Source organism: Streptomyces sp. NPDC087310, from assembly GCF_044744405.1.
Classification (GTDB): domain Bacteria; phylum Actinomycetota; class Actinomycetes; order Streptomycetales; family Streptomycetaceae; genus Streptomyces.
This window is the reverse complement of sequence record NZ_JBIUYF010000011.1, coordinates 1-17,918: the sequence shown is the minus strand read 5'-3', so window position 1 is coordinate 17,918 and position 17,918 is coordinate 1. Positions and strand designations below refer to the sequence as shown.

The following is a 17,918-nucleotide window of genomic DNA, read 5'->3' as shown; positions in this document are numbered from 1 at the left end:
CCCAGGGACGGGAGGGTTCGGGAGGCCGCGCCGGGACGGGTTCAGGAGGGCCGCGCCGAGGTCCGCTGTCGGTGCCCGACAGTAGGGTGGAGTGCATGGCCGACCCCTCCAGCTACCGCCCCAAGCCGGGACAGATCCCCGACTCGCCGGGGGTCTACAAATTCCGCGACGACCACCGCCGGGTGATCTACGTCGGGAAGGCGAAGAGCCTCCGGCAGCGGCTCGCCAGCTACTTCCAGGACCTGGCGGGTCTGCATCCGCGTACCCGCACGATGGTCACCACCGCGGCCTCCGTCGAGTGGACCGTCGTCAACACCGAGGTCGAGGCGCTGCAGCTCGAATACTCCTGGATCAAGGAGTTCGACCCCCGCTTCAACGTCAAGTACCGCGACGACAAGAGCTATCCGTCGCTCGCCGTCACGCTCAACGAGGAGTTCCCGCGCGTCCAGGTGATGCGGGGCGCCAAGAAGAAGGGCGTGCGCTACTTCGGCCCGTACGGACACGCCTGGGCCATCCGCGAGACCGTCGACCTGATGCTCCGTGTCTTTCCCGTACGGACGTGCTCCGCCGGGGTGTTCAAGAACGCGGCGCGCACCGGCCGCCCCTGCCTCCTCGGCTACATCGGCAAGTGCTCGGCGCCCTGCGTCGGCCGGGTCACCCCCGAGGAGCACCGCGAACTGGCCGAGGAGTTCTGCGACTTCATGGCCGGCCGCACCGGCACGTACATCCGCCGCCTGGAGCAGCGGATGACGGAAGCGGCCGAGGAGATGGAGTACGAGCGGGCGGCCCGGCTCCGTGACGACATAGGCGCGCTGCGCCGCGCGATGGAGAAGAACGCCGTCGTGCTCGCCGACGCCACCGACGCCGACCTGATCGCGGTCGCCGAGGACGAGCTGGAGGCCGCCGTCCAGATCTTCCACGTACGCGGCGGCCGGGTCCGCGGCCAGCGCGGCTGGGTCACCGACAAGGTCGAGGCCGTGGACACCGCGGGCCTCGTCGAACACGCCCTCCAGCAGCTCTACGGGGAGGAGCGCGGCGACGCCGTCCCCAAGGAGGTGCTGGTTCCCGCGCTGCCCACGGACCCCGCCGACACCGAGGCGCTCGCCCAGTGGCTGAGCGAGCGCCGCGGCGCCCAGGTCTCGCTGCGGATCCCGCAGCGCGGCGACAAGAAGGACCTGATGGCGACCGTCGGGCGCAACGCGCAGCAGTCCCTCGTCCTGCACAAGACCAAGCGGGCCAGCGATCTCACCACCCGCTCCCGCGCCCTGGAGGAGATCTCCGAGGCGCTCGGCCTGGACAGCGCGCCGCTGCGCATCGAGTGCTACGACATCTCCCACTTCCAGGGCGACGACGTCGTGGCCTCCATGGTCGTCTTCGAGGACGGCCTCGCCCGCAAGAGCGAGTACCGCCGCTTCCAGATCAAGGGCCGGGTCGGAGACACTCAGGTCTGGCACGGCGAGGGCCAGGACGACGTCCGGTCCATGCACGAGGTGATCAGCCGTCGCTTCCGCCGCTATCTCCTGGAGAAGGAGAAGACCGGGGAGTGGGCGGAACAGGCCGAACAGCAGTCCGGGGAGCAGCCGGGACCGGAGCAGCCAGGACAGCGACAGCCGGTACAGCCGCAGCCCGGCGAGCGGCCAGGACCGGAGCAGCCCGGTGAGCAGCAGCCGGTACAGCCGCCGTCCGGCGAGCAGCCAGGACAGCCGCCGTCCGGCGAGCGGCCAGGACCCCAGCGGCCCGGCGAGCAGCCGGAACCCCTGGACGAGGACGACGGCAGGCCCAAGCGCTTCGCCTACCCGCCCCAGCTCCTGGTGGTCGACGGAGGGCAGCCCCAGGTCGCGGCGGCCAAGCGGGCCCTGGACGAGCTGGGCATCGACGACGTCGCCGTCTGCGGGCTCGCCAAGCGCCTCGAAGAGGTCTGGCTGCCCGACGAGAGCGACCCCGTGGTGCTGCCCCGCTCCAGCGAGGGCCTGTACCTGCTCCAGCGGGTACGGGACGAGGCGCACCGCTTCGCCATCACCTATCAGCGGGCGAAGCGGGCCAAACGGGTCAGGGCGAGCCCGCTGGACGAGGTCGCGGGCCTCGGCGAGTCCCGTAAACAGGCACTCATCAAGCATTTCGGCTCGGTGAAGCGGCTCCGGCAGGCGACAATCGACCAGATCTGCGAGGTGCCGGGGGTGGGCCGCAAGACGGCCGAGTCCGTCGCCGTGGCCCTGGCCGCGGCGGCTCCGGCGGCACCCGCCGTGAACACGGCGACAGGAGAGATCATGGAAGACAACGGGGGCACCAAGCATGACTGAGCACGACCGGGACGGAGCAGGGCACGTGAGTACGGGCACCACGAAGGAGAACGGCGAGGCCGGCGAGGCGGCCATCCCCGAGCTGGTGATCATCTCCGGCATGTCGGGCGCGGGCCGCAGCACCGCGGCCAAGTGCCTGGAGGACCTCGGCTGGTTCGTCGTGGACAACCTGCCGCCCGCGCTGATCCCCACCATGGTGGAGCTGGGCGCCCGCTCGCAGGGCAATGTGGCACGGATCGCGGTCGTCGTGGACGTCCGTGGCCGGCGCTTCTTCGACAACCTCCGCGAGTCGCTGGCGGACCTCGACGCGAAGGAGGTCACCCGGCGGATCGTCTTCCTGGAGTCCTCCGACGAGGCGCTGGTGCGCCGCTTCGAGTCCGTACGCCGCCCGCACCCCCTCCAGGGCGACGGCCGGATCGTCGACGGCATCGAGGCGGAGCGCGACCTGCTCAGGGAGCTGCGGGGCGACGCCGACCTCGTGATCGACACCTCCAGCCTCAACGTCCACGAGCTGCGCGCCAAGATGGACGCCCAGTTCGCCGGCGACGAGAAGCCGGAGCTGCGGGCCACCGTCATGTCGTTCGGCTACAAGTACGGCCTGCCGGTCGACGCCGACCTCGTGGTGGACTGCCGCTTCCTGCCCAATCCGCACTGGGTCCCCGAGCTGCGCCCCTTCACCGGGCTCAACGACGAGGTCTCCGCGTACGTCTTCAACCAGCCGGGCGCCAAGGAGTTCCTCGACCGCTACACCGAGCTGCTCCAGCTCATCGCCGCCGGATACCGGCGCGAGGGCAAGCGCTACGTGACCGTCGCCGTGGGCTGTACCGGCGGCAAGCACCGCTCGGTCGCGATGTCCGAGAAGCTCGGTGCCCGTCTCGTCTCCGAGGGCATGGAGACCGTCGTCGTCCACCGGGACATGGGGCGCGAGTGACCGGACGCACCTTCCGGATGCGCCGGCTGCGCCGGGGCATCCCCCCGCTGTCGGGGCGCGGACCGGCCGCCCAGCCCAAGGTCGTCGCGCTCGGCGGCGGCATGGGGCTCTCCGCCTCCCTCGCCGCGCTCCGCCGGATCACCGGCGACCTCACGGCGGTCGTCACGGTGGCCGACGACGGCGGCTCCAGCGGCCGGCTCCGCGATGAGCTGGGTGTCCTGCCCCCGGGCGACCTGCGCAAGGCCCTCGCCGCGCTCTGCGGCGACGACGACTGGGGCCAGACCTGGGCCAGGGTGATCCAGCACCGTTTCCAGTCCCAGGGCGAGCTGCACGAGCACGCGGTCGGCAATCTGCTGATCGTCGCGCTCTGGGAGCAGCTCGGCGACCATGTCCAGGCCCTGGACCTGGTCGGCAAGCTCCTCGGCGCCCACGGCCGGGTGCTGCCGATGTCCGCCGTACCGCTGGAGCTCCAGGCCCTCGTACGGGGCCACGACCCGGCGCGCCCGGACGAGATCTCCACGGTGCGCGGCCAGGCGACCGTCGCGCTCACCCGCGGCGAGGTGCAATCCGTCCACCTCGTGCCCAACGACCCGCCGGCCGTTCCCGAGGCGGTCGCCGCCGTCCTGGACGCCGACTGGGTGGTGCTCGGCCCGGGGTCCTGGTTCTCCTCCGTGATCCCGCATCTCCTGGTGCCCGAACTGCTCGACGCGCTCGTCGAGACGAAGGCCCGCCGGGTCCTCTCGCTGAACCTCGTACCGCAACCCGGCGAAACCGATGGCTTCTCACCGCAGCGTCATTTGGAGGTTTTGGGGCGACACGCCCCTAAACTCGCCTTGGACGTGGTGCTGGCCGACGAGGCCGCCGTGCCCGACAGCGATTCTCTCTCCGATGCCGCCAAACGGTTCGGTGCCGCCGTCGAGCTGGCGCCGGTGGCAGCGACCGGCAGTTCCCCCAAGCACGACCCGGAGCTGCTGGCAGCCGCGTACGACCGTATTTTTCGGATGCATGGAAGGATCGGCCCATGGCGATGACGCCAGCGGTGAAGGACGAGATCGCCCGCCTCCCCGTCACCCGGACGTGCTGCAGGAAGGCGGAGGTCTCGGCGATCCTTCGGTTCGCGGGCGGGCTGCACCTGGTGAGCGGGCGCATCGTGATCGAGGCGGAGCTGGACACCAGCATCGCCGCGCGCCGGCTCCGCAAGGACATCCTGGAGATCTTCGGACACAACTCCGAGCTCGTGGTGATGGCGCCCGGCGGGCTGCGCCGCGGCAGCCGTTACGTCGTACGGGTGATTACGGGCGGCGATCAGCTCGCCCGCCAGACCGGCCTGGTCGACGGCCGGGGACGCCCGATCAGGGGGCTGCCGCCCCAGGTGGTCTCGGGGGCCACCTGTGACGCGGAGGCCGCCTGGCGCGGCGCGTTCCTGGCGCACGGCTCGCTCACGGAGCCCGGCCGCTCCTCCTCGCTGGAGGTGAGCTGCCCGGGCCCGGAGGCCGCCCTCGCGCTGGTCGGCGCGGCCCGCAGGCTCCAGATCGCCGCCAAGGCGCGCGAGGTGCGCGGGGTGGACCGCGTGGTCGTACGGGACGGGGACGCGATCGGCGCGCTGCTCACCCGGCTCGGCGCGCACGAGGCGGTGCTGGCCTGGGAGGAGCGGCGGATGCGCCGCGAGGTCCGGGCCACGGCCAACCGGCTCGCCAACTTCGACGACGCGAACCTGCGCCGCTCCGCCCGCGCGGCGGTGGCCGCGGGGGCCCGGGTGCAGCGCGCGCTGGAGATCCTGGGCGAGGAGGTGCCCGAACATCTGGCCGCCGCGGGCCGGCTCCGTATGGAGCACAAGCAGGCGTCCCTGGAGGAGCTGGGCGCCCTCGCCGACCCGCCGCTGACGAAGGACGCGGTCGCGGGGCGGATCAGGCGGCTGCTGGCGATGGCCGACAAGCGGGCGCAGGACCTGGGGATCCCGGGTACGGAGTCCAATCTGAGCGAGGAGCTGGCCGACGGTCTCGTCGGATAGGACCCGCTTCCCGCGTTCCCGCGTACAGGACTGGCTTCCCGCGTTCCCGCGTACGCCTGCTGCCGGTGCCGAAAGGTGCCGGCAGCAGGTATTTTACGGCCCCTTGAGGCGCTCTTGACATGATCATGAGGCCCTCGCGAGCCTGACGTCTGTCCAGGGACATGACAGTCGACGGCAAGAGGGGCACATGAGACGAAGAGCGGGATCGATCCTGGTGGCGGGCGCGCTGCTGCTGGGCGGCATGACGGCGGCCACCGCCGCCCAGGCACAGCAGGCGCCCGGCACGCCGGCCGGGGAGGGGACCGCCGCCGACGCGGTGAAGGTCTTCGACGCCGAGGTCACCGAGGAGCAGATACCCCTGCTCCTCGCGGCCGGCCAGGACGCCCACGAACTGAGCGAACGGGCCCCCGAGAAGGGCACGGCGAAGGTCGAGGTCTTCCTCACCGACGCCCAGGCGCGCGACCTGGAGCGGCAGGGCGTCACCGTCACGGAGCGCACGGTCTCCGACCGGTCCGCCGCCCGGCTGCGGGCCGCCGGGGACGGGGTGTTCCGCCCGTACAGCGGCGCGGGCAACCTCCAGGAGGAGATCGTCGCGACCGGGCAGGCCAACCCCCGGACAACCAAGGTCGTCTCCCTCGGCAAGACCCTGCGCGGCCAGGACATCCTCGCCCTCAAGCTCAGCAAGGGCGCGCGGACCACCAAGGACGGCACCAAACCCTCCGTGCTGTACATGTCCAACCAGCACGCCCGGGAGTGGATCACTCCCGAGATGACCCGCCGGCTGATGCACCACTACATCGACAACTACGGCAAGGACCGGCGGATCACGAAGATCGTCGACTCCACCGAGCTGTGGTTCGTCCTCTCCGCCAACCCGGACGGCTACGACTTCACCCACAGCGCCGACAGCAACCGCCTCTGGCGCAAGAACCTCCGTGACGTCAACGGCGACGGGCAGATCACCTCCGGCGACGGCGTGGACCTCAACCGGAACTTCCCCTACAAGTGGGGTTACGACGACGAGGGCTCGTCACCACGGCCCGCGAGCGAGACCTACCGCGGCGGCGGCCCCGGATCCGAGCCGGAGACCCAGGCGCTCGACCGGTTCCAGAAGCGCATCGGCTTCGACTACGGCATCAACTACCACTCCGCCGCCGAACTGCTGCTCTACGGCGTCGGCTGGCAGGTCGCCACCCCCACCCCCGACGACGTGCTCTACAAGGCGCTCGCGGGCACCCCGGAGAACCCGGCGGTCCCCGGCTACTACCCGCAGGTCTCCTCCGAGCTGTACACCACCAACGGCGAGGCCGACGGGCACGCCGCGAACGTCAACGGCACGATGATGTTCACCCCGGAGATGACGACCTGCCAGACCGCCTCCGCACTCGACCCGGACGACGCGTGGGAGGCCAGGGACTGCCGCTCGGGCTTCAACTTCCCCGACGACGAGAAGCTGATCCAGGACGAGTTCGCCAAGAACATCCCCTTCGCGCTCTCCGTCGCCGAGACCGCGGCCCACCCCGACCTGCCGTCCTCCTCGGTCGGCCTGACCGCCCCCGACTTCACGCTCGACCCGTTCACCACCTCGTACGCGCGCGGCACGGGCCAGGAGGTCTCCGTCACCGCCCGCAAGTCGCTGCGGAACAAGGAGCTCAAGTACCGCGTCAACGGCGGCCGCACCCAGACCGGCAAGCTCCATGCCTGGAAGGGCGGCGAGACCTACGGCGGCGAGGACAACCTCCACTTCGACGAGTACCGCGGCACGACCGGAACCGCTCGTACGGGTGACAAGGTCGAGGTCTGGTTCACCGCGCGCACGAAGGGCGGGAAGCCCACCTCCAGCGAGCACTTCGGCTACACCGTCGCCGAACGCCCCCGCGCCGACACCCTCGTGATCGCCGAGGAGGGCGCCCCCGCCCAGCGGACGGCCGCCTACACCGACGCGCTGCGCGCGAGCGGCCGTACCGCCGCCGTCTGGGACGTCGCCACCCAGGGCGCCCCGCACCCGCTGGGCGTCCTCGGCCACTTCTCCGCCGCGGTCCACTACACCGGCGCGGCGGCCCCCGGCGGCGCCACCCAGCTCGCGCTGCGCGCCTTCCTCAACGAGGGCGGCAAGCTGATCGAGGCCGGCCGGCTCGCCGGCGGCAACACCCAGATCGGCCGCGCCGCCACCAACGACTTCAGCCAGTACTACCTGGGCGCCTACGGCAGGACCGCCACCTCCGGCGCCACCGGCTTCACCGGTGCCGGCACGCTCACCGGCGCGAACGGCTCCCTGGCCGCCCTGCCCGGCAGCCCGCTGAACCCGGTGGGCGCGTACACCGTCACCTCCGACACGCTGGACCCGGCGACGTATCCGCAGTTCAGGAGCGCCCAGTCGGGCTCGTACGCGGGCATCTCCAACCCGTACGCCCCTTATGCGGGCCAGTGGATGGCCGCCACCGCCCACCAGGACAACGCCTGGCGCCGGCTCACCCGCACCGTCGACCTCACCGGTGTCAGCGCCGCCGACCGGCCCGAGCTGCGCCTCGCGCTCAACTGGAACACCGAGGAGGGGTACGACCACGCCCTCCTGGAGGCCCGCACCAGCGGCGGCGAGGACTGGACCACCCTGCCCGAGGCCGGCGGCGCCAGCAGCGCGGCCGTACCCACCGAGTGCGACGCCGGGTTCCTCCTCCAGGGCCACCCCTTCCTCGGCCACTACCTGACCCTCGGCGCCGACGGCTGCGCCGCCACCGGCACCAGCGGCGCCTGGAACAGCCTCACCGGCGCCTCCGACGGCTGGCAGCAGGTCGCCTTCGACCTGAGCGCCTACGCGGGTAAGAAGGCCGAGCTGTCGCTGAGCTACGTCACCGACCCCGGCAGCGGCGGGCGCGGCGTCTTCGCGGACGACGCGCGTCTGGCCGTGGGCGGCGCGGAGCGGGAGGCCGAGGGCTTCGAGACCTCGCTCGGCGCCTGGTCCGTACCCGGGCCACCGGCCGGATCCCCCGCCGTCGCGGGGGACTGGGCGCGCTCCCGGACGCTCTTCACCTCGTACGCCTCCGTCACCACGCGTGACACCGTGCTCCTCGGATTCGGCCTGGAGCACCTGACCGGCGCGGGGGAGCGCGCGGCGCTCCTGGACCGGGCGCTGCGCTCGCTCCGGCGCTGATTCCCGGACCCGCGCCCGTACCAGCCCCTACGCGCCGGTACGGGCACGGGCCGGGCGCCGGCCGTCCGCCGGTTTCCCCGGGCACTCGATGTCACCAGCCAGGCCGTGGAGAGGTAGGGTCATAAGCGGTCGGGGACATCCCATACAACTCGCCGGCGTCGAAACCCGGCGTACCAACGAGGAGATCGGTTCGTGACGATCCGCGTAGGCATCAACGGCTTTGGCCGCATCGGTCGTAACTACTTCCGCGCGCTGCTGGAGCAGGGTGCAGACATCGAGATCGTGGCTGTCAACGACCTGGGTGACACTGCGACCACGGCGCATCTGCTGAAGTACGACACCATCCTGGGCCGACTCAAGGCCGAGGTGACCCACACCGCCGACACGATCACTGTCGACGGTCACACCATCAAGGTGCTCTCCGAGCGCAACCCGGCCGACATCCCCTGGGGTGAGCTGGGCGTCGACATCGTCATCGAGTCGACCGGCATCTTCACCAAGAAAGCCGACGCCGAGAAGCACATCGCGGGCGGCGCGAAGAAGGTCCTCATCTCGGCTCCGGCCTCGGACGAGGACATCACGATCGTGCTGGGCGTCAACGAGGACAAGTACGACGCGGCCAACCACCACATCATCTCCAACGCCTCGTGCACCACCAACTGTGTGGCGCCGATGGCCAAGGTTCTCCTGGAGAACTTCGGCGTCGTCTCGGGCCTGATGACCACGGTCCACGCGTACACCAGCGACCAGCGCCTCCAGGACTTCCCGCACAAGGACCTCCGCCGGGCCCGTGCCGCCGCCGAGAACATCATCCCGGCGAGCACCGGCGCGGCCAAGGCGCTCGGGCTGGTCATCCCGGAGCTGGCCGGCAAGCTCAACGGCATGGCGATGCGCGTCCCCGTCCCGACGGGGTCCGTCACCGACCTGGTCGTCGAGACGGAGCGCGTGGTGACCAAGGAAGAGGTCAACGCCGCCTTCCAGAAGGCATCGCAGGGCGAGCTCAAGGGTTACCTGGACTACACCGAGGACCCGATCGTCTCCTCGGACATCGTCAACTGGCCGGCCTCCTGCACCTTCGACTCCTCCCTGACCATGGTCCAGGGCAAGAGCGTGAAGATCATCGGCTGGTACGACAACGAGTGGGGCTACTCCAACCGTCTGGTCGACCTGACCGTCTTCGTCGGCGGCCAGCTCTGATCTCAGGGCCTCTGAGTTCAGCGCCGGCAGGCGTAGGCACCTCGATATGAGTGACAGGGCTCGGTCGGCGCACATGAGGCGCTGTTCGAGCCCTGTTGGTCTGTCTGTCCAGAGATCCCAAGGAGCCCAGCACCAGTGAAGACGATCGACGAACTCCTCGCAGAAGGGGTCGCCGGCCGGCGCGTATTCGTCCGTGCCGACCTCAACGTGCCGCTCGACGGCACCACCATCACCGACGACGGCCGCATCCGCGCCGTACAGCCCACGGTCGCCCGGCTCGCCGAGGCCGGCGCCCGGGTGATCGTCGCCTCGCACCTGGGCCGCCCCAAGGGCGCCCCGGACCCCGCCTTCTCGCTCGCCCCCGCCGCCGCGCGCCTCGGGGAACTCCTCGGCGCCGAGGTGGCCTTCGCGACCGACACGGTCGGCGACTCCGCCCGGGCGACCGTCGCCGCGCTCGCCGACGGCCAGGTCGCCGTTATCGAGAACCTGCGCTTCAACGCCGGTGAGACCGCGAAGGACGACGCCGAGCGCGGCGCCTTCGCCGACCAGCTCGCCGCGCTGGCCGATCTGTACGTGGGCGACGGCTTCGGCGCCGTGCACCGCAAGCACGCCTCCGTCTACGACCTCCCGGCCCGGCTGCCGCACGCGGCTGGCGGACTCATCGCCACCGAGGTCGGCGTACTCAAGCGCCTCACCGACGACGTGAAGCGGCCGTACGCCGTCGTCCTCGGCGGCGCCAAGGTCTCCGACAAGCTCGGCGTCATCGACCACCTGCTGGAGAAGGCCGACCGCATCCTGATCGGCGGCGGCATGGCCTACACCTTCCTGAAGGCGCAGGGCCACGAGATCGGCACCTCGCTGCTCCAGGAGGACCAGATCCCGGCCGTCCAGGGCTACCTCAAGCGGGCCGAGGAGCGCGGCGTGGAGTTCGTGCTCCCCGTCGACGTCCTGGTCGCGGACCGGTTCCCCGACCTTAAGACCAAGGCGCCCGCGCACCCCGCCACCGTGGCCGCGGACGCCATCCCGGCCGGACAGATGGGCCTGGACATCGGCCCCGAGACCGGCCGGCTGTACGCCTCGAAGCTCGCCGACGCGGAGACCGTCTTCTGGAACGGTCCCATGGGCGTCTTCGAGCACCCCGACTACGCCGAGGGCACCAAGGCCGTCGCCCAGGCGCTCGTCGACTCCCCGGGCTTCTCGGTCGTCGGCGGCGGGGACTCCGCCGCGGCCGTCCGGATCCTGGGCTTCGACGAGAAGGCTTTCGGCCACATCTCGACCGGTGGCGGCGCCAGCCTCGAATACCTAGAGGGCAAGACGCTTCCCGGCCTCGCCGCACTGGAGGACTGAACACTTCATGACCGCTTTGACAGAGACCACCGGCCGCACCCCGCTGATGGCGGGCAACTGGAAGATGAACCTCAACCACCTTGAGGCCATCGCCCACGTCCAGAAGCTCGCCTTCGCGCTGGGCGACAAGGACTACGACGCCGTCGAGGTCGCCGTACTGGCGCCCTTCACCGACCTGCGCTCCGTGCAGACGCTGGTCGACGGCGACAAGCTCAAGATCAAGTACGGCGCCCAGGACATCTCGGCGCACGACTCCGGTGCGTACACCGGCGAGATCTCGGGCCCCATGCTGGCCAAGCTCAAGTGTTCGTACGTGGCCGTCGGCCACTCCGAGCGCCGGCAGTACCACGCCGAGACGGACGAGGTCTGCAACGCCAAGGTGAAGGCCGCGTACAAGCACGGCCTGACCCCGATCCTCTGCGTCGGCGAGGGCCTGGACATCCGCAAGGCCGGTGACCAGGTCTCCTACACGCTCAACCAGCTCGACGGCGGCCTCAAGGACATCCCGGCCGAGCAGGCCGAGTCCGTGGTCATCGCGTACGAGCCGGTGTGGGCCATCGGTACCGGCGAGGTCGCCACCCCCGAGGACGCGCAGGAGGTCTGCGGGGCGATCCGCGGGCGGCTGGCCGAGCTGTACTCGCAGGAGCTGGCCGACGGGGTCCGGATCCAGTACGGCGGCTCGGTGAAGTCCGGGAACGTCGCCGCGATCATGGCGCAGCCCGATGTGGACGGCGCCCTGGTGGGCGGCGCGGCGCTGGACACGGACGAGTTCGTCAAGATCGTCAGGTTCCGCGACCAGTAAGACCGGTCGGTCTGAGTATGCGGGGGCGCGGATCCGTCGTACCCTGGCGGGGGTCGAGTGGGCATTTCCGGTGCGGTATTGCGGGAGATGTCACCCGGCCCCCGTCGTTCTTTATGCTTTATGCGTTCTGCCGATAATCAGTCCTGTTGATCCTGTTAGTGCGATCAAGTCGATCACGTCGATCGGATCGAGCCAGCAGGTCGATCAGTCCGAGGAAGTTGGTCCAGCCGTGGTTATGGGGTTCTCGATCGCCCTCATCGTCTTCAGCCTGCTGATGATGCTGCTGGTGCTGATGCACAAGGGAAAGGGCGGCGGCCTCTCCGACATGTTCGGTGGCGGAATGCAGTCCTCCGTCGGCGGGTCCTCGGTGGCCGAGCGCAACCTCGACCGCATCACCGTGGTGGTCGGGCTGCTGTGGTTCGCGTGCATTGTCGTGCTTGGTCTCGTCCTCAAGCTGGACAGCTAGGACAGGCCCTGGGGATGGCTGCCGTACGGCACCGCGGGCGCGGCCTATCATGGGTTGCGCGACCGGCGGCAGGAGGGTAACTCCCTTCACTGGACGCGCGTTGGGCCTTACGTAGACTGGGGCGCCCGGCAGCGGAGCTGCCTACCGATGCTTTGCGGCACCATCACGCAGGGAGTTACGACCGTGGCAAGTGGCAACGCGATCCGGGGAAGCCGGGTCGGAGCGGGGCCGATGGGTGAGGCCGAGCGTGGCGAGTCCGCGCCCCGCCTGCGCATCTCCTTCTGGTGCTCGAACGGGCACGAGACGGTGCCGAGCTTCGCCAGTGACGCACAGGTTCCGGAGACGTGGGACTGCCCGCGCTGCGGATTCCCGGCCGGTCAGGACCGGGACAATCCACCGGACCCGCCGCGCACCGAGCCGTACAAGACCCATCTCGCATATGTACGGGAGCGGCGCAGCGACGCGGACGGAGAGGCGATTCTCGCCGAGGCCCTCGCCAAACTGCGCGGCGAACTCTAGCTACCGCCTCGCGGCACTGGTACCCCCTCCGGTACTGGAAAGCTTTTCCGGCCGGACACGTGGCACGTGTCCGGCCGAACCGTTTTTCCCGCGTCGCCGCCCTTTCGGCGCCGACCCGGCTCCACGCGGTGTCCGGCGGCATTGTCAGTGGCACCCCTTACGGTCTGTATCAGTCGACCGGAGGGGGTAGTGATGACGGCTGTCGGCACGGTGGAGGTACGCGCGGAGGTACGCGCGCCCGCCTGGCGCGGGGGGTTCGGGCGGCTGTGGTCGGCCGCGGTCGTCTCGCGGTTCGGTGACGCGCTGCGCACGGCGGCCCTGCCGCTGCTCGCCGCCTCCCTCACGGACAATCCGCTGCTGATCGCCTCGGTGACGGCCTGCGGCTATCTGCCGTGGCTGCTGTTCGGACTGCTCGGCGGGGCGCTCGCGGACCGGGTCGACCAGCGGCGGGCGATGTGGGGCGTCGACCTGGCGCGCGGCGTGCTGATGGCCGCCTTCGCGGGGGCCGTCGCCCTCGGCCACGCGTCGATCGCGCTGCTCCTGGCGCTCGCCTTCCTCCTCACGACGCTCCAGACGCTCTTCGACAACGCGGCCACCGCCCTGCTGCCCTCGCTCGTGGCGCGGCCGGCCCTCGCCGCCGCCAACGCCCGGCTGATGACCGGACAGCAGATGGCGAACGCGTTCCTCGCCGCCCCGCTGGTCCCGGTGCTGCTGGTCGTCGGCGTGGCCGCGCCGCACGCGGCCAACGCCCTCACCTACGGGGTGGCGGCCCTGCTCATCGCCTCCCTGCGGATCGCGGCGCCGGAGCGCCCGCCCCGCGCGTCAGGATCCACCCTGCGCACGGAGATCGCCGAGGGGATCCGGTTCCTGGTGGCGGACCGGACGCTGCGCGGGCTGTGCCTGGCCACGACGCTCTGCAACATCGCGATGGGCGGGCTGATCGCCACGCTGGTCCTGCATGTCACGGGGTGGCTGGGCGGCGGCGACCGGGCGTACGCGCTGACCCTCACCGCCTTCGGCGCGGGAAGCGTGGCGGGCGGTCTGCTGGCCGGCCGGATAGCCGAGCGGATCGGGCGGGTACGGGCCATGTTCCTCGCCGGATCCGTACAGATCGGCTGTCTGGTCGCGCTGGGCTCGGTACGGGAGATCTGGGCGCCGGCCCTGTGCCTCGCGGTCTTCGGGGCGATGACCATGGTGTGGAACGTCAGCCAGACCACCCTGACGCAGGAGCGCAGCCCCCAGGAGATGCTGGGCCGGATCAGCTCCGCGTTCCGTACGCTCGCGCTCGCCGGGGCGCCGCTCGGCGCGCTGCTGGCCGGGGCCGCGGCGGCCGGCTGGGGGCTGAACACCCCGGCCCTGCTCGCCGCCGGACTCTTCGCACTGGCTGTCGCCTCGCTCGGCACTCTGATCAATTAAGTTGGGACCGACAGTGGGGGCAGACAGACTCGTAGGCGTAGAGCCACGCAGGAACACAGGCACGAGAAGAAGTGGGCTGATGTCCGAGATGAACGCGGAAAGCCGTACCAGGCTCAACCGGACGCCCGAGTGGAGCGCCCTGGGCAAGCACCGGGAGCAGTTGGCGGGCACCACTCTGCGGGAGCTGTTCGCCGCCGACCCGGCGCGTGGCACCGGCTACACCCTCCAGGTGGGCGACCTGTACCTGGACTACTCCAAGCATCTGGTGACGGACGAGACCCTGGCGCTGCTGCGCGAGCTGGCCTCGGCCACCGGGGTCGCCGAACTGCGCGACGCGATGTTCCGCGGCGAGAAGATCAACACCACCGAGGACCGCGCCGTCCTGCACACCGCGCTCCGCGCCCCGCGCGACGCCGTGGTCGAGGTCGACGGGGAGAACGTCGTCCCGGCGGTGCACGCCGTGCTCGACCGGATGGCCGCCTTCGCCGACCAGGTCAGGCACGGCGAGTGGACGGGCCACACCGGCCTGCCCATCAGGAACATCGTCAACATCGGCATCGGCGGCTCCGACCTCGGCCCCGCCATGGCGTACGAGACGCTGCGCTCCTTCACCGACCGCGACCTGACGGTCCGTTTCGTGTCGAACGTGGACGGCGCGGACCTCCACGAGGCGGTACGGGACCTGGACCCGGCCCAGACGCTCTTCATCGTCGCGTCCAAGACCTTCACCACCATCGAGACCATCACCAACGCCACCTCGGCCCGCAACTGGCTGCTGACGGAGCTGCGCGTCGGCCCCGAGGCGATCGCCAAGCACTTCGTGGCCCTGTCGACGAACGCCGAGAAGGTCTCCGACTTCGGCATCGACACGGCGAACATGTTCGAGTTCTGGGACTGGGTCGGCGGACGCTACTCGTTCGACTCGGCCATCGGGCTCTCGCTGATGATCGCGATCGGGCCCCGCCGGTTCCGCGAGATGCTGGACGGCTTCCACCTCGTCGACGAGCACTTCCGCACCGCGCCCCCCGAGGAGAACGCGCCACTGCTGCTCGGGCTGCTGGGCGTCTGGTACGGAGCGTTCTTCGACGCCCAGTCGCACGCGGTCCTGCCGTACAGCCACTACCTGTCGAAGTTCACCGCGTACCTCCAGCAGCTCGACATGGAGTCGAACGGCAAGTCCGTGGACCGGGACGGCCATCCGGTGGAGTGGCAGACCGGGCCCGTGGTCTGGGGCACCCCGGGCACCAACGGGCAGCACGCGTACTACCAGCTCATCCACCAGGGGACGAAGACCATCCCGGCGGACTTCATCGGCTTCGCCCGGCCCGTCGACGACCTGCTGCCCGGCCTGGTCGCCCAGCACGACCTGCTGATGGCGAACTTCTTCGCCCAGACCCAGGCGCTCGCCTTCGGCAAGACGCCCGAGGAGGTACGGGCCGAGGGGGTGGCCGAGGAACTGGTGCCGCACAAGACGTTCCGGGGCGACCACCCGACCACGACCATCCTCGCCGAGACGCTGACCCCGTCCGTACTGGGCCAGTTGATCGCGCTGTACGAGCACAAGGTGTTCGTCCAGGGCGCCGTGTGGAACATCGACTCCTTCGACCAGTGGGGCGTCGAGCTGGGCAAGGTCCTCGCCAAGAAGATCGAGCCCGTGCTCACCGGGGACGAGCCCGGCGAGCAGCTCGACGGCTCGACCGCGGCGCTGGTCGCCACGTACCGCTCGCTGCGGGGCCGCTGAGCCGATGGGGGAGGGGGTGCGGAGACTGCGACCGCCGAACAACACGCTGGACGGGCGTGCCGTCGGCTGGTGGCGCGCGCAGTGGCTGCTGCTGACACTGGCCCCGGTGGCCGTGCTGGTGGTGCTCGGCGTGTTCATCGCCCCCGCGCGGGGATGGCTGCTGGGCCCGGCGGCCGTCCTCGCGGTGCTGGGCCTCGCCTGTACGGCGCTGATACCCGTGTGGTGGTTCCGGGTGCACCGCTGGGAGGTGACGGACGAGGCCGTCTACGTCCGCACCGGCTTCTTCCGGCAGGAGTGGCGGATCGCGCCGATGTCCCGGATCCAGACCGTGGACACCGTGCGCGGCCCGCTGGAGCAGCTCTTCAAGCTCTCCACCGTCATCGTCACGACCGCCTCGTCCAAGGGCGCCGTACACATCCGGGGCCTCGACCACGAGCTGGCGGCGGGGCTCGCCGAGCGCCTGACCCACATCACCCAGGCCACGCCGGGGGACGCGACATGAGCGGGCCCCCGGAACCGGCGGCCGCGCCGGTGGTGGAACCGGCCGGGGCGACGGGGGCCGAGGCGACGGGGGCCGAGGCGCCGTGGCGGCGGCTCGACCGGCGCACCCTGCTGGTCACCGCCCTCGTCCTGGCCGGGGTCGTCCTCGGCGCCGGGCTGCCCACCGCCGTCGGGATGGCCGGCCGGATGCCGCCGGGGGAGGCGGTGGCCTGGGTGGTGGCCGGGGCCGCGCTGCTGGTCGTCGCCGGGACGGGCGGCGAGTATGTCCGCTGGCGCCGCACCCGCTACCGGATAGGGCCCGAGCGCGCCGAACTCCACACGGGCCTGTTCCTGGTCAAACGCCGTTCGCTGGCCCGGGAGCGGATCCGCAGCGTCGACCTGACGGCGCATCCGCTGCTGCGGATCCTCGGCCTGGTCAAGGTCCGTATCGGCACCGGCGAGCACTCCGGCGGCGAGTCCACGCTGGAACTCGACCCGGTCACCCGCGCCGAGGGCGAACGGCTCCGTACCGAACTGCTCGACCGGACGCGGGGCGAGCCGGGAACCCACCCCGAGGGCATGCTCGCCGTCCTCGACCCCGGCTGGCTCCGGTACGCGCCGCTCTCGTTCGTCGCCCCGGTGCTCGGCGGCGCGGCGGCCGGCGGGCTGCTCCAGATCAGCGAGTGGTTCGGCGCGCAGACCCAGGTCATCGACTGGGTGCGCGACCGCTTCGAGAACACCCCGCTCGTCTGGACGATCCTGATCCTGGTCGCCGCGGCGGCGCTCGCGGGCATCGTCGGCGCGCTCGGCCTGTGGGTCGAGATGTGGTGGAACTACCGGCTGGAGCGCGAGCCTGGCGGCACCCTGCGGGTCCGCCGCGGACTGCTGACCTCCCGCTCGGTCTCCATCGAGGAGCGCCGGCTGCGCGGTGTGGAGCTGGTCGAACCGCTGGGCGTCCGGCTGGCGGGCGCGGCGCGGCTGGACGCGATCGCCACCGGCCTCACTCAGGACGAGGAGGACGAGCACGCCGACAACAAGGCGCTGCTGCCCGCCGCGCCCCGAGCGGTGGCCCACGCGGTGGCCGCGCGGGTCCTGCGCGAAGCCGTCTCCCCGACGGACCCGGGGGACTCGACGGACCCGACAGGCCCGACAGGCCCGAAGGGCCCCACGGACACGGACCCGACAGGCCAGGCCCGTCTGACCCCGCATCCGCGCGCCGCGCGGAGTCGCAGGCTGCGCCGGTCCCTGGCCGCCGCGCTGCTGCCGGTGGCGCTGCTCGCGGGCCTCGGCCTGTTGCTCACGGACGTACTCCTGCCGGTGGCGGCGGCCTGCGCGGTGCTGCTGTTCCCGGCCGCGGTCCTCCTCGCCCTGGACGCCTACCGGAATCTGGGCCACGCTCTGCGCGGCGCCTATCTGGTGGCCCGCTCGGGCACGGTCCGCCGCTCGACGGTCGCGCTCCAGCGGACCGGGGTGATCGGCTGGACGGTCCGGCAGTCCCTGTTCCAGCGCCGGGCCGGCCTGGTCACCCTGACGGCGACGACGGCCGCGGGGGAGGGC

At 71.2% G+C, this 17,918-nt stretch carries 14 protein-coding genes; all 14 read left to right on the top strand.

Going from position 1 to position 17,918, the window contains the following annotated elements:
• Positions 1-95: 95 nt before the first annotated feature.
• Positions 96-2,300 (top strand): excinuclease ABC subunit UvrC, encoded by a 2,205-nt coding sequence (uvrC, locus tag ACIO3P_RS34805; RefSeq protein WP_401850298.1) that lies wholly within the window; start codon positions 96-98, stop codon positions 2,298-2,300.
• Positions 2,293-3,231 (top strand): RNase adapter RapZ, encoded by a 939-nt coding sequence (gene rapZ / locus ACIO3P_RS34800; RefSeq protein ID WP_329826146.1) that lies wholly within the window; start codon positions 2,293-2,295, stop codon positions 3,229-3,231. Before uvrC ends, rapZ begins: the two co-directional genes overlap by 8 nt.
• Positions 3,228-4,262 carry a uridine diphosphate-N-acetylglucosamine-binding protein YvcK gene (gene yvcK / locus ACIO3P_RS34795; RefSeq protein ID WP_329826147.1) on the top strand — a complete coding sequence of 345 codons (1,035 nt, stop codon included), beginning with the start codon at positions 3,228-3,230 and terminating at the stop codon, positions 4,260-4,262. Before rapZ ends, yvcK begins: the two co-directional genes overlap by 4 nt.
• Positions 4,253-5,242 carry a DNA-binding protein WhiA gene (whiA, locus tag ACIO3P_RS34790; protein ID WP_329826148.1) on the top strand — a complete coding sequence of 330 codons (990 nt, stop codon included), beginning with the start codon at positions 4,253-4,255 and terminating at the stop codon, positions 5,240-5,242. Before yvcK ends, whiA begins: the two co-directional genes overlap by 10 nt.
• A 187-nt stretch (positions 5,243-5,429) precedes the next feature.
• On the top strand, positions 5,430-8,393 hold the full coding sequence (locus ACIO3P_RS34785; protein ID WP_401850296.1) for a M14 family zinc carboxypeptidase: 2,964 nt from the start codon (positions 5,430-5,432) through the stop codon (positions 8,391-8,393).
• A 192-nt stretch (positions 8,394-8,585) separates the two neighbouring features.
• Positions 8,586-9,590: a type I glyceraldehyde-3-phosphate dehydrogenase gene (gene gap / locus ACIO3P_RS34780; RefSeq protein ID WP_329826150.1), complete on the top strand. Its 1,005-nt coding sequence runs from the start codon at positions 8,586-8,588 to the stop codon at positions 9,588-9,590.
• 135 nt (positions 9,591-9,725) lie between these two features.
• Complete coding sequence (locus tag ACIO3P_RS34775) at positions 9,726-10,937, top strand: phosphoglycerate kinase (RefSeq protein ID WP_401850295.1); 1,212 nt, start codon at positions 9,726-9,728, stop codon at positions 10,935-10,937.
• 7 nt (positions 10,938-10,944) lie between these two features.
• Positions 10,945-11,739 carry a triose-phosphate isomerase gene (gene tpiA, locus ACIO3P_RS34770; RefSeq protein WP_329826152.1) on the top strand — a complete coding sequence of 265 codons (795 nt, stop codon included), beginning with the start codon at positions 10,945-10,947 and terminating at the stop codon, positions 11,737-11,739.
• Positions 11,740-11,974: 235 nt separating this feature from the next.
• Entirely contained in the window at positions 11,975-12,205 is a 231-nt protein-coding gene (gene secG / locus ACIO3P_RS34765; RefSeq protein ID WP_365742844.1) for a preprotein translocase subunit SecG, read from the top strand.
• A 183-nt stretch (positions 12,206-12,388) separates the two neighbouring features.
• Entirely contained in the window at positions 12,389-12,724 is a 336-nt protein-coding gene (locus ACIO3P_RS34760; protein ID WP_078854845.1) for an RNA polymerase-binding protein RbpA, read from the top strand.
• Positions 12,725-12,916: 192 nt separating this feature from the next.
• On the top strand, positions 12,917-14,140 hold the full coding sequence (locus tag ACIO3P_RS34755; RefSeq protein ID WP_401850294.1) for an MFS transporter: 1,224 nt from the start codon (positions 12,917-12,919) through the stop codon (positions 14,138-14,140).
• A gap of 88 nt (positions 14,141-14,228) precedes the next feature.
• Entirely contained in the window at positions 14,229-15,881 is a 1,653-nt protein-coding gene (gene pgi / locus ACIO3P_RS34750; protein ID WP_401850833.1) for a glucose-6-phosphate isomerase, read from the top strand.
• A 4-nt stretch (positions 15,882-15,885) separates the two neighbouring features.
• Positions 15,886-16,383 carry a PH domain-containing protein gene (locus ACIO3P_RS34745; RefSeq protein WP_401787871.1) on the top strand — a complete coding sequence of 166 codons (498 nt, stop codon included), beginning with the start codon at positions 15,886-15,888 and terminating at the stop codon, positions 16,381-16,383.
• On the top strand, positions 16,380-17,918 hold a 1,539-nt coding region (locus ACIO3P_RS34740), incomplete at its 3' end, for a PH domain-containing protein (RefSeq protein WP_401978265.1). The genes ACIO3P_RS34745 and ACIO3P_RS34740, both read left to right, overlap by 4 nt.

Excerpts from the sequence above, each read along its gene's own strand:
- rapZ (WP_329826146.1), top strand. The coding sequence starts at position 2,293 with ATGACTGAGCACGACCGGGACGGAGCAGGGCACGTGAGTACGGGCACC.
- ACIO3P_RS34755 (WP_401850294.1), top strand. The coding sequence starts at position 12,917 with ATGACGGCTGTCGGCACGGTGGAGGTACGCGCGGAGGTACGCGCGCCC.
- tpiA (WP_329826152.1), top strand. The coding sequence starts at position 10,945 with ATGACCGCTTTGACAGAGACCACCGGCCGCACCCCGCTGATGGCGGGC.
- pgi (WP_401850833.1), top strand. The coding sequence starts at position 14,229 with ATGAACGCGGAAAGCCGTACCAGGCTCAACCGGACGCCCGAGTGGAGC.
- uvrC (WP_401850298.1), top strand. The coding sequence starts at position 96 with ATGGCCGACCCCTCCAGCTACCGCCCCAAGCCGGGACAGATCCCCGAC.
- whiA (WP_329826148.1), top strand. The coding sequence starts at position 4,253 with ATGGCGATGACGCCAGCGGTGAAGGACGAGATCGCCCGCCTCCCCGTC.
- secG (WP_365742844.1), top strand. The coding sequence starts at position 11,975 with ATGGGGTTCTCGATCGCCCTCATCGTCTTCAGCCTGCTGATGATGCTG.
- ACIO3P_RS34745 (WP_401787871.1), top strand. The coding sequence starts at position 15,886 with ATGGGGGAGGGGGTGCGGAGACTGCGACCGCCGAACAACACGCTGGAC.
- ACIO3P_RS34785 (WP_401850296.1), top strand. The coding sequence starts at position 5,430 with ATGAGACGAAGAGCGGGATCGATCCTGGTGGCGGGCGCGCTGCTGCTG.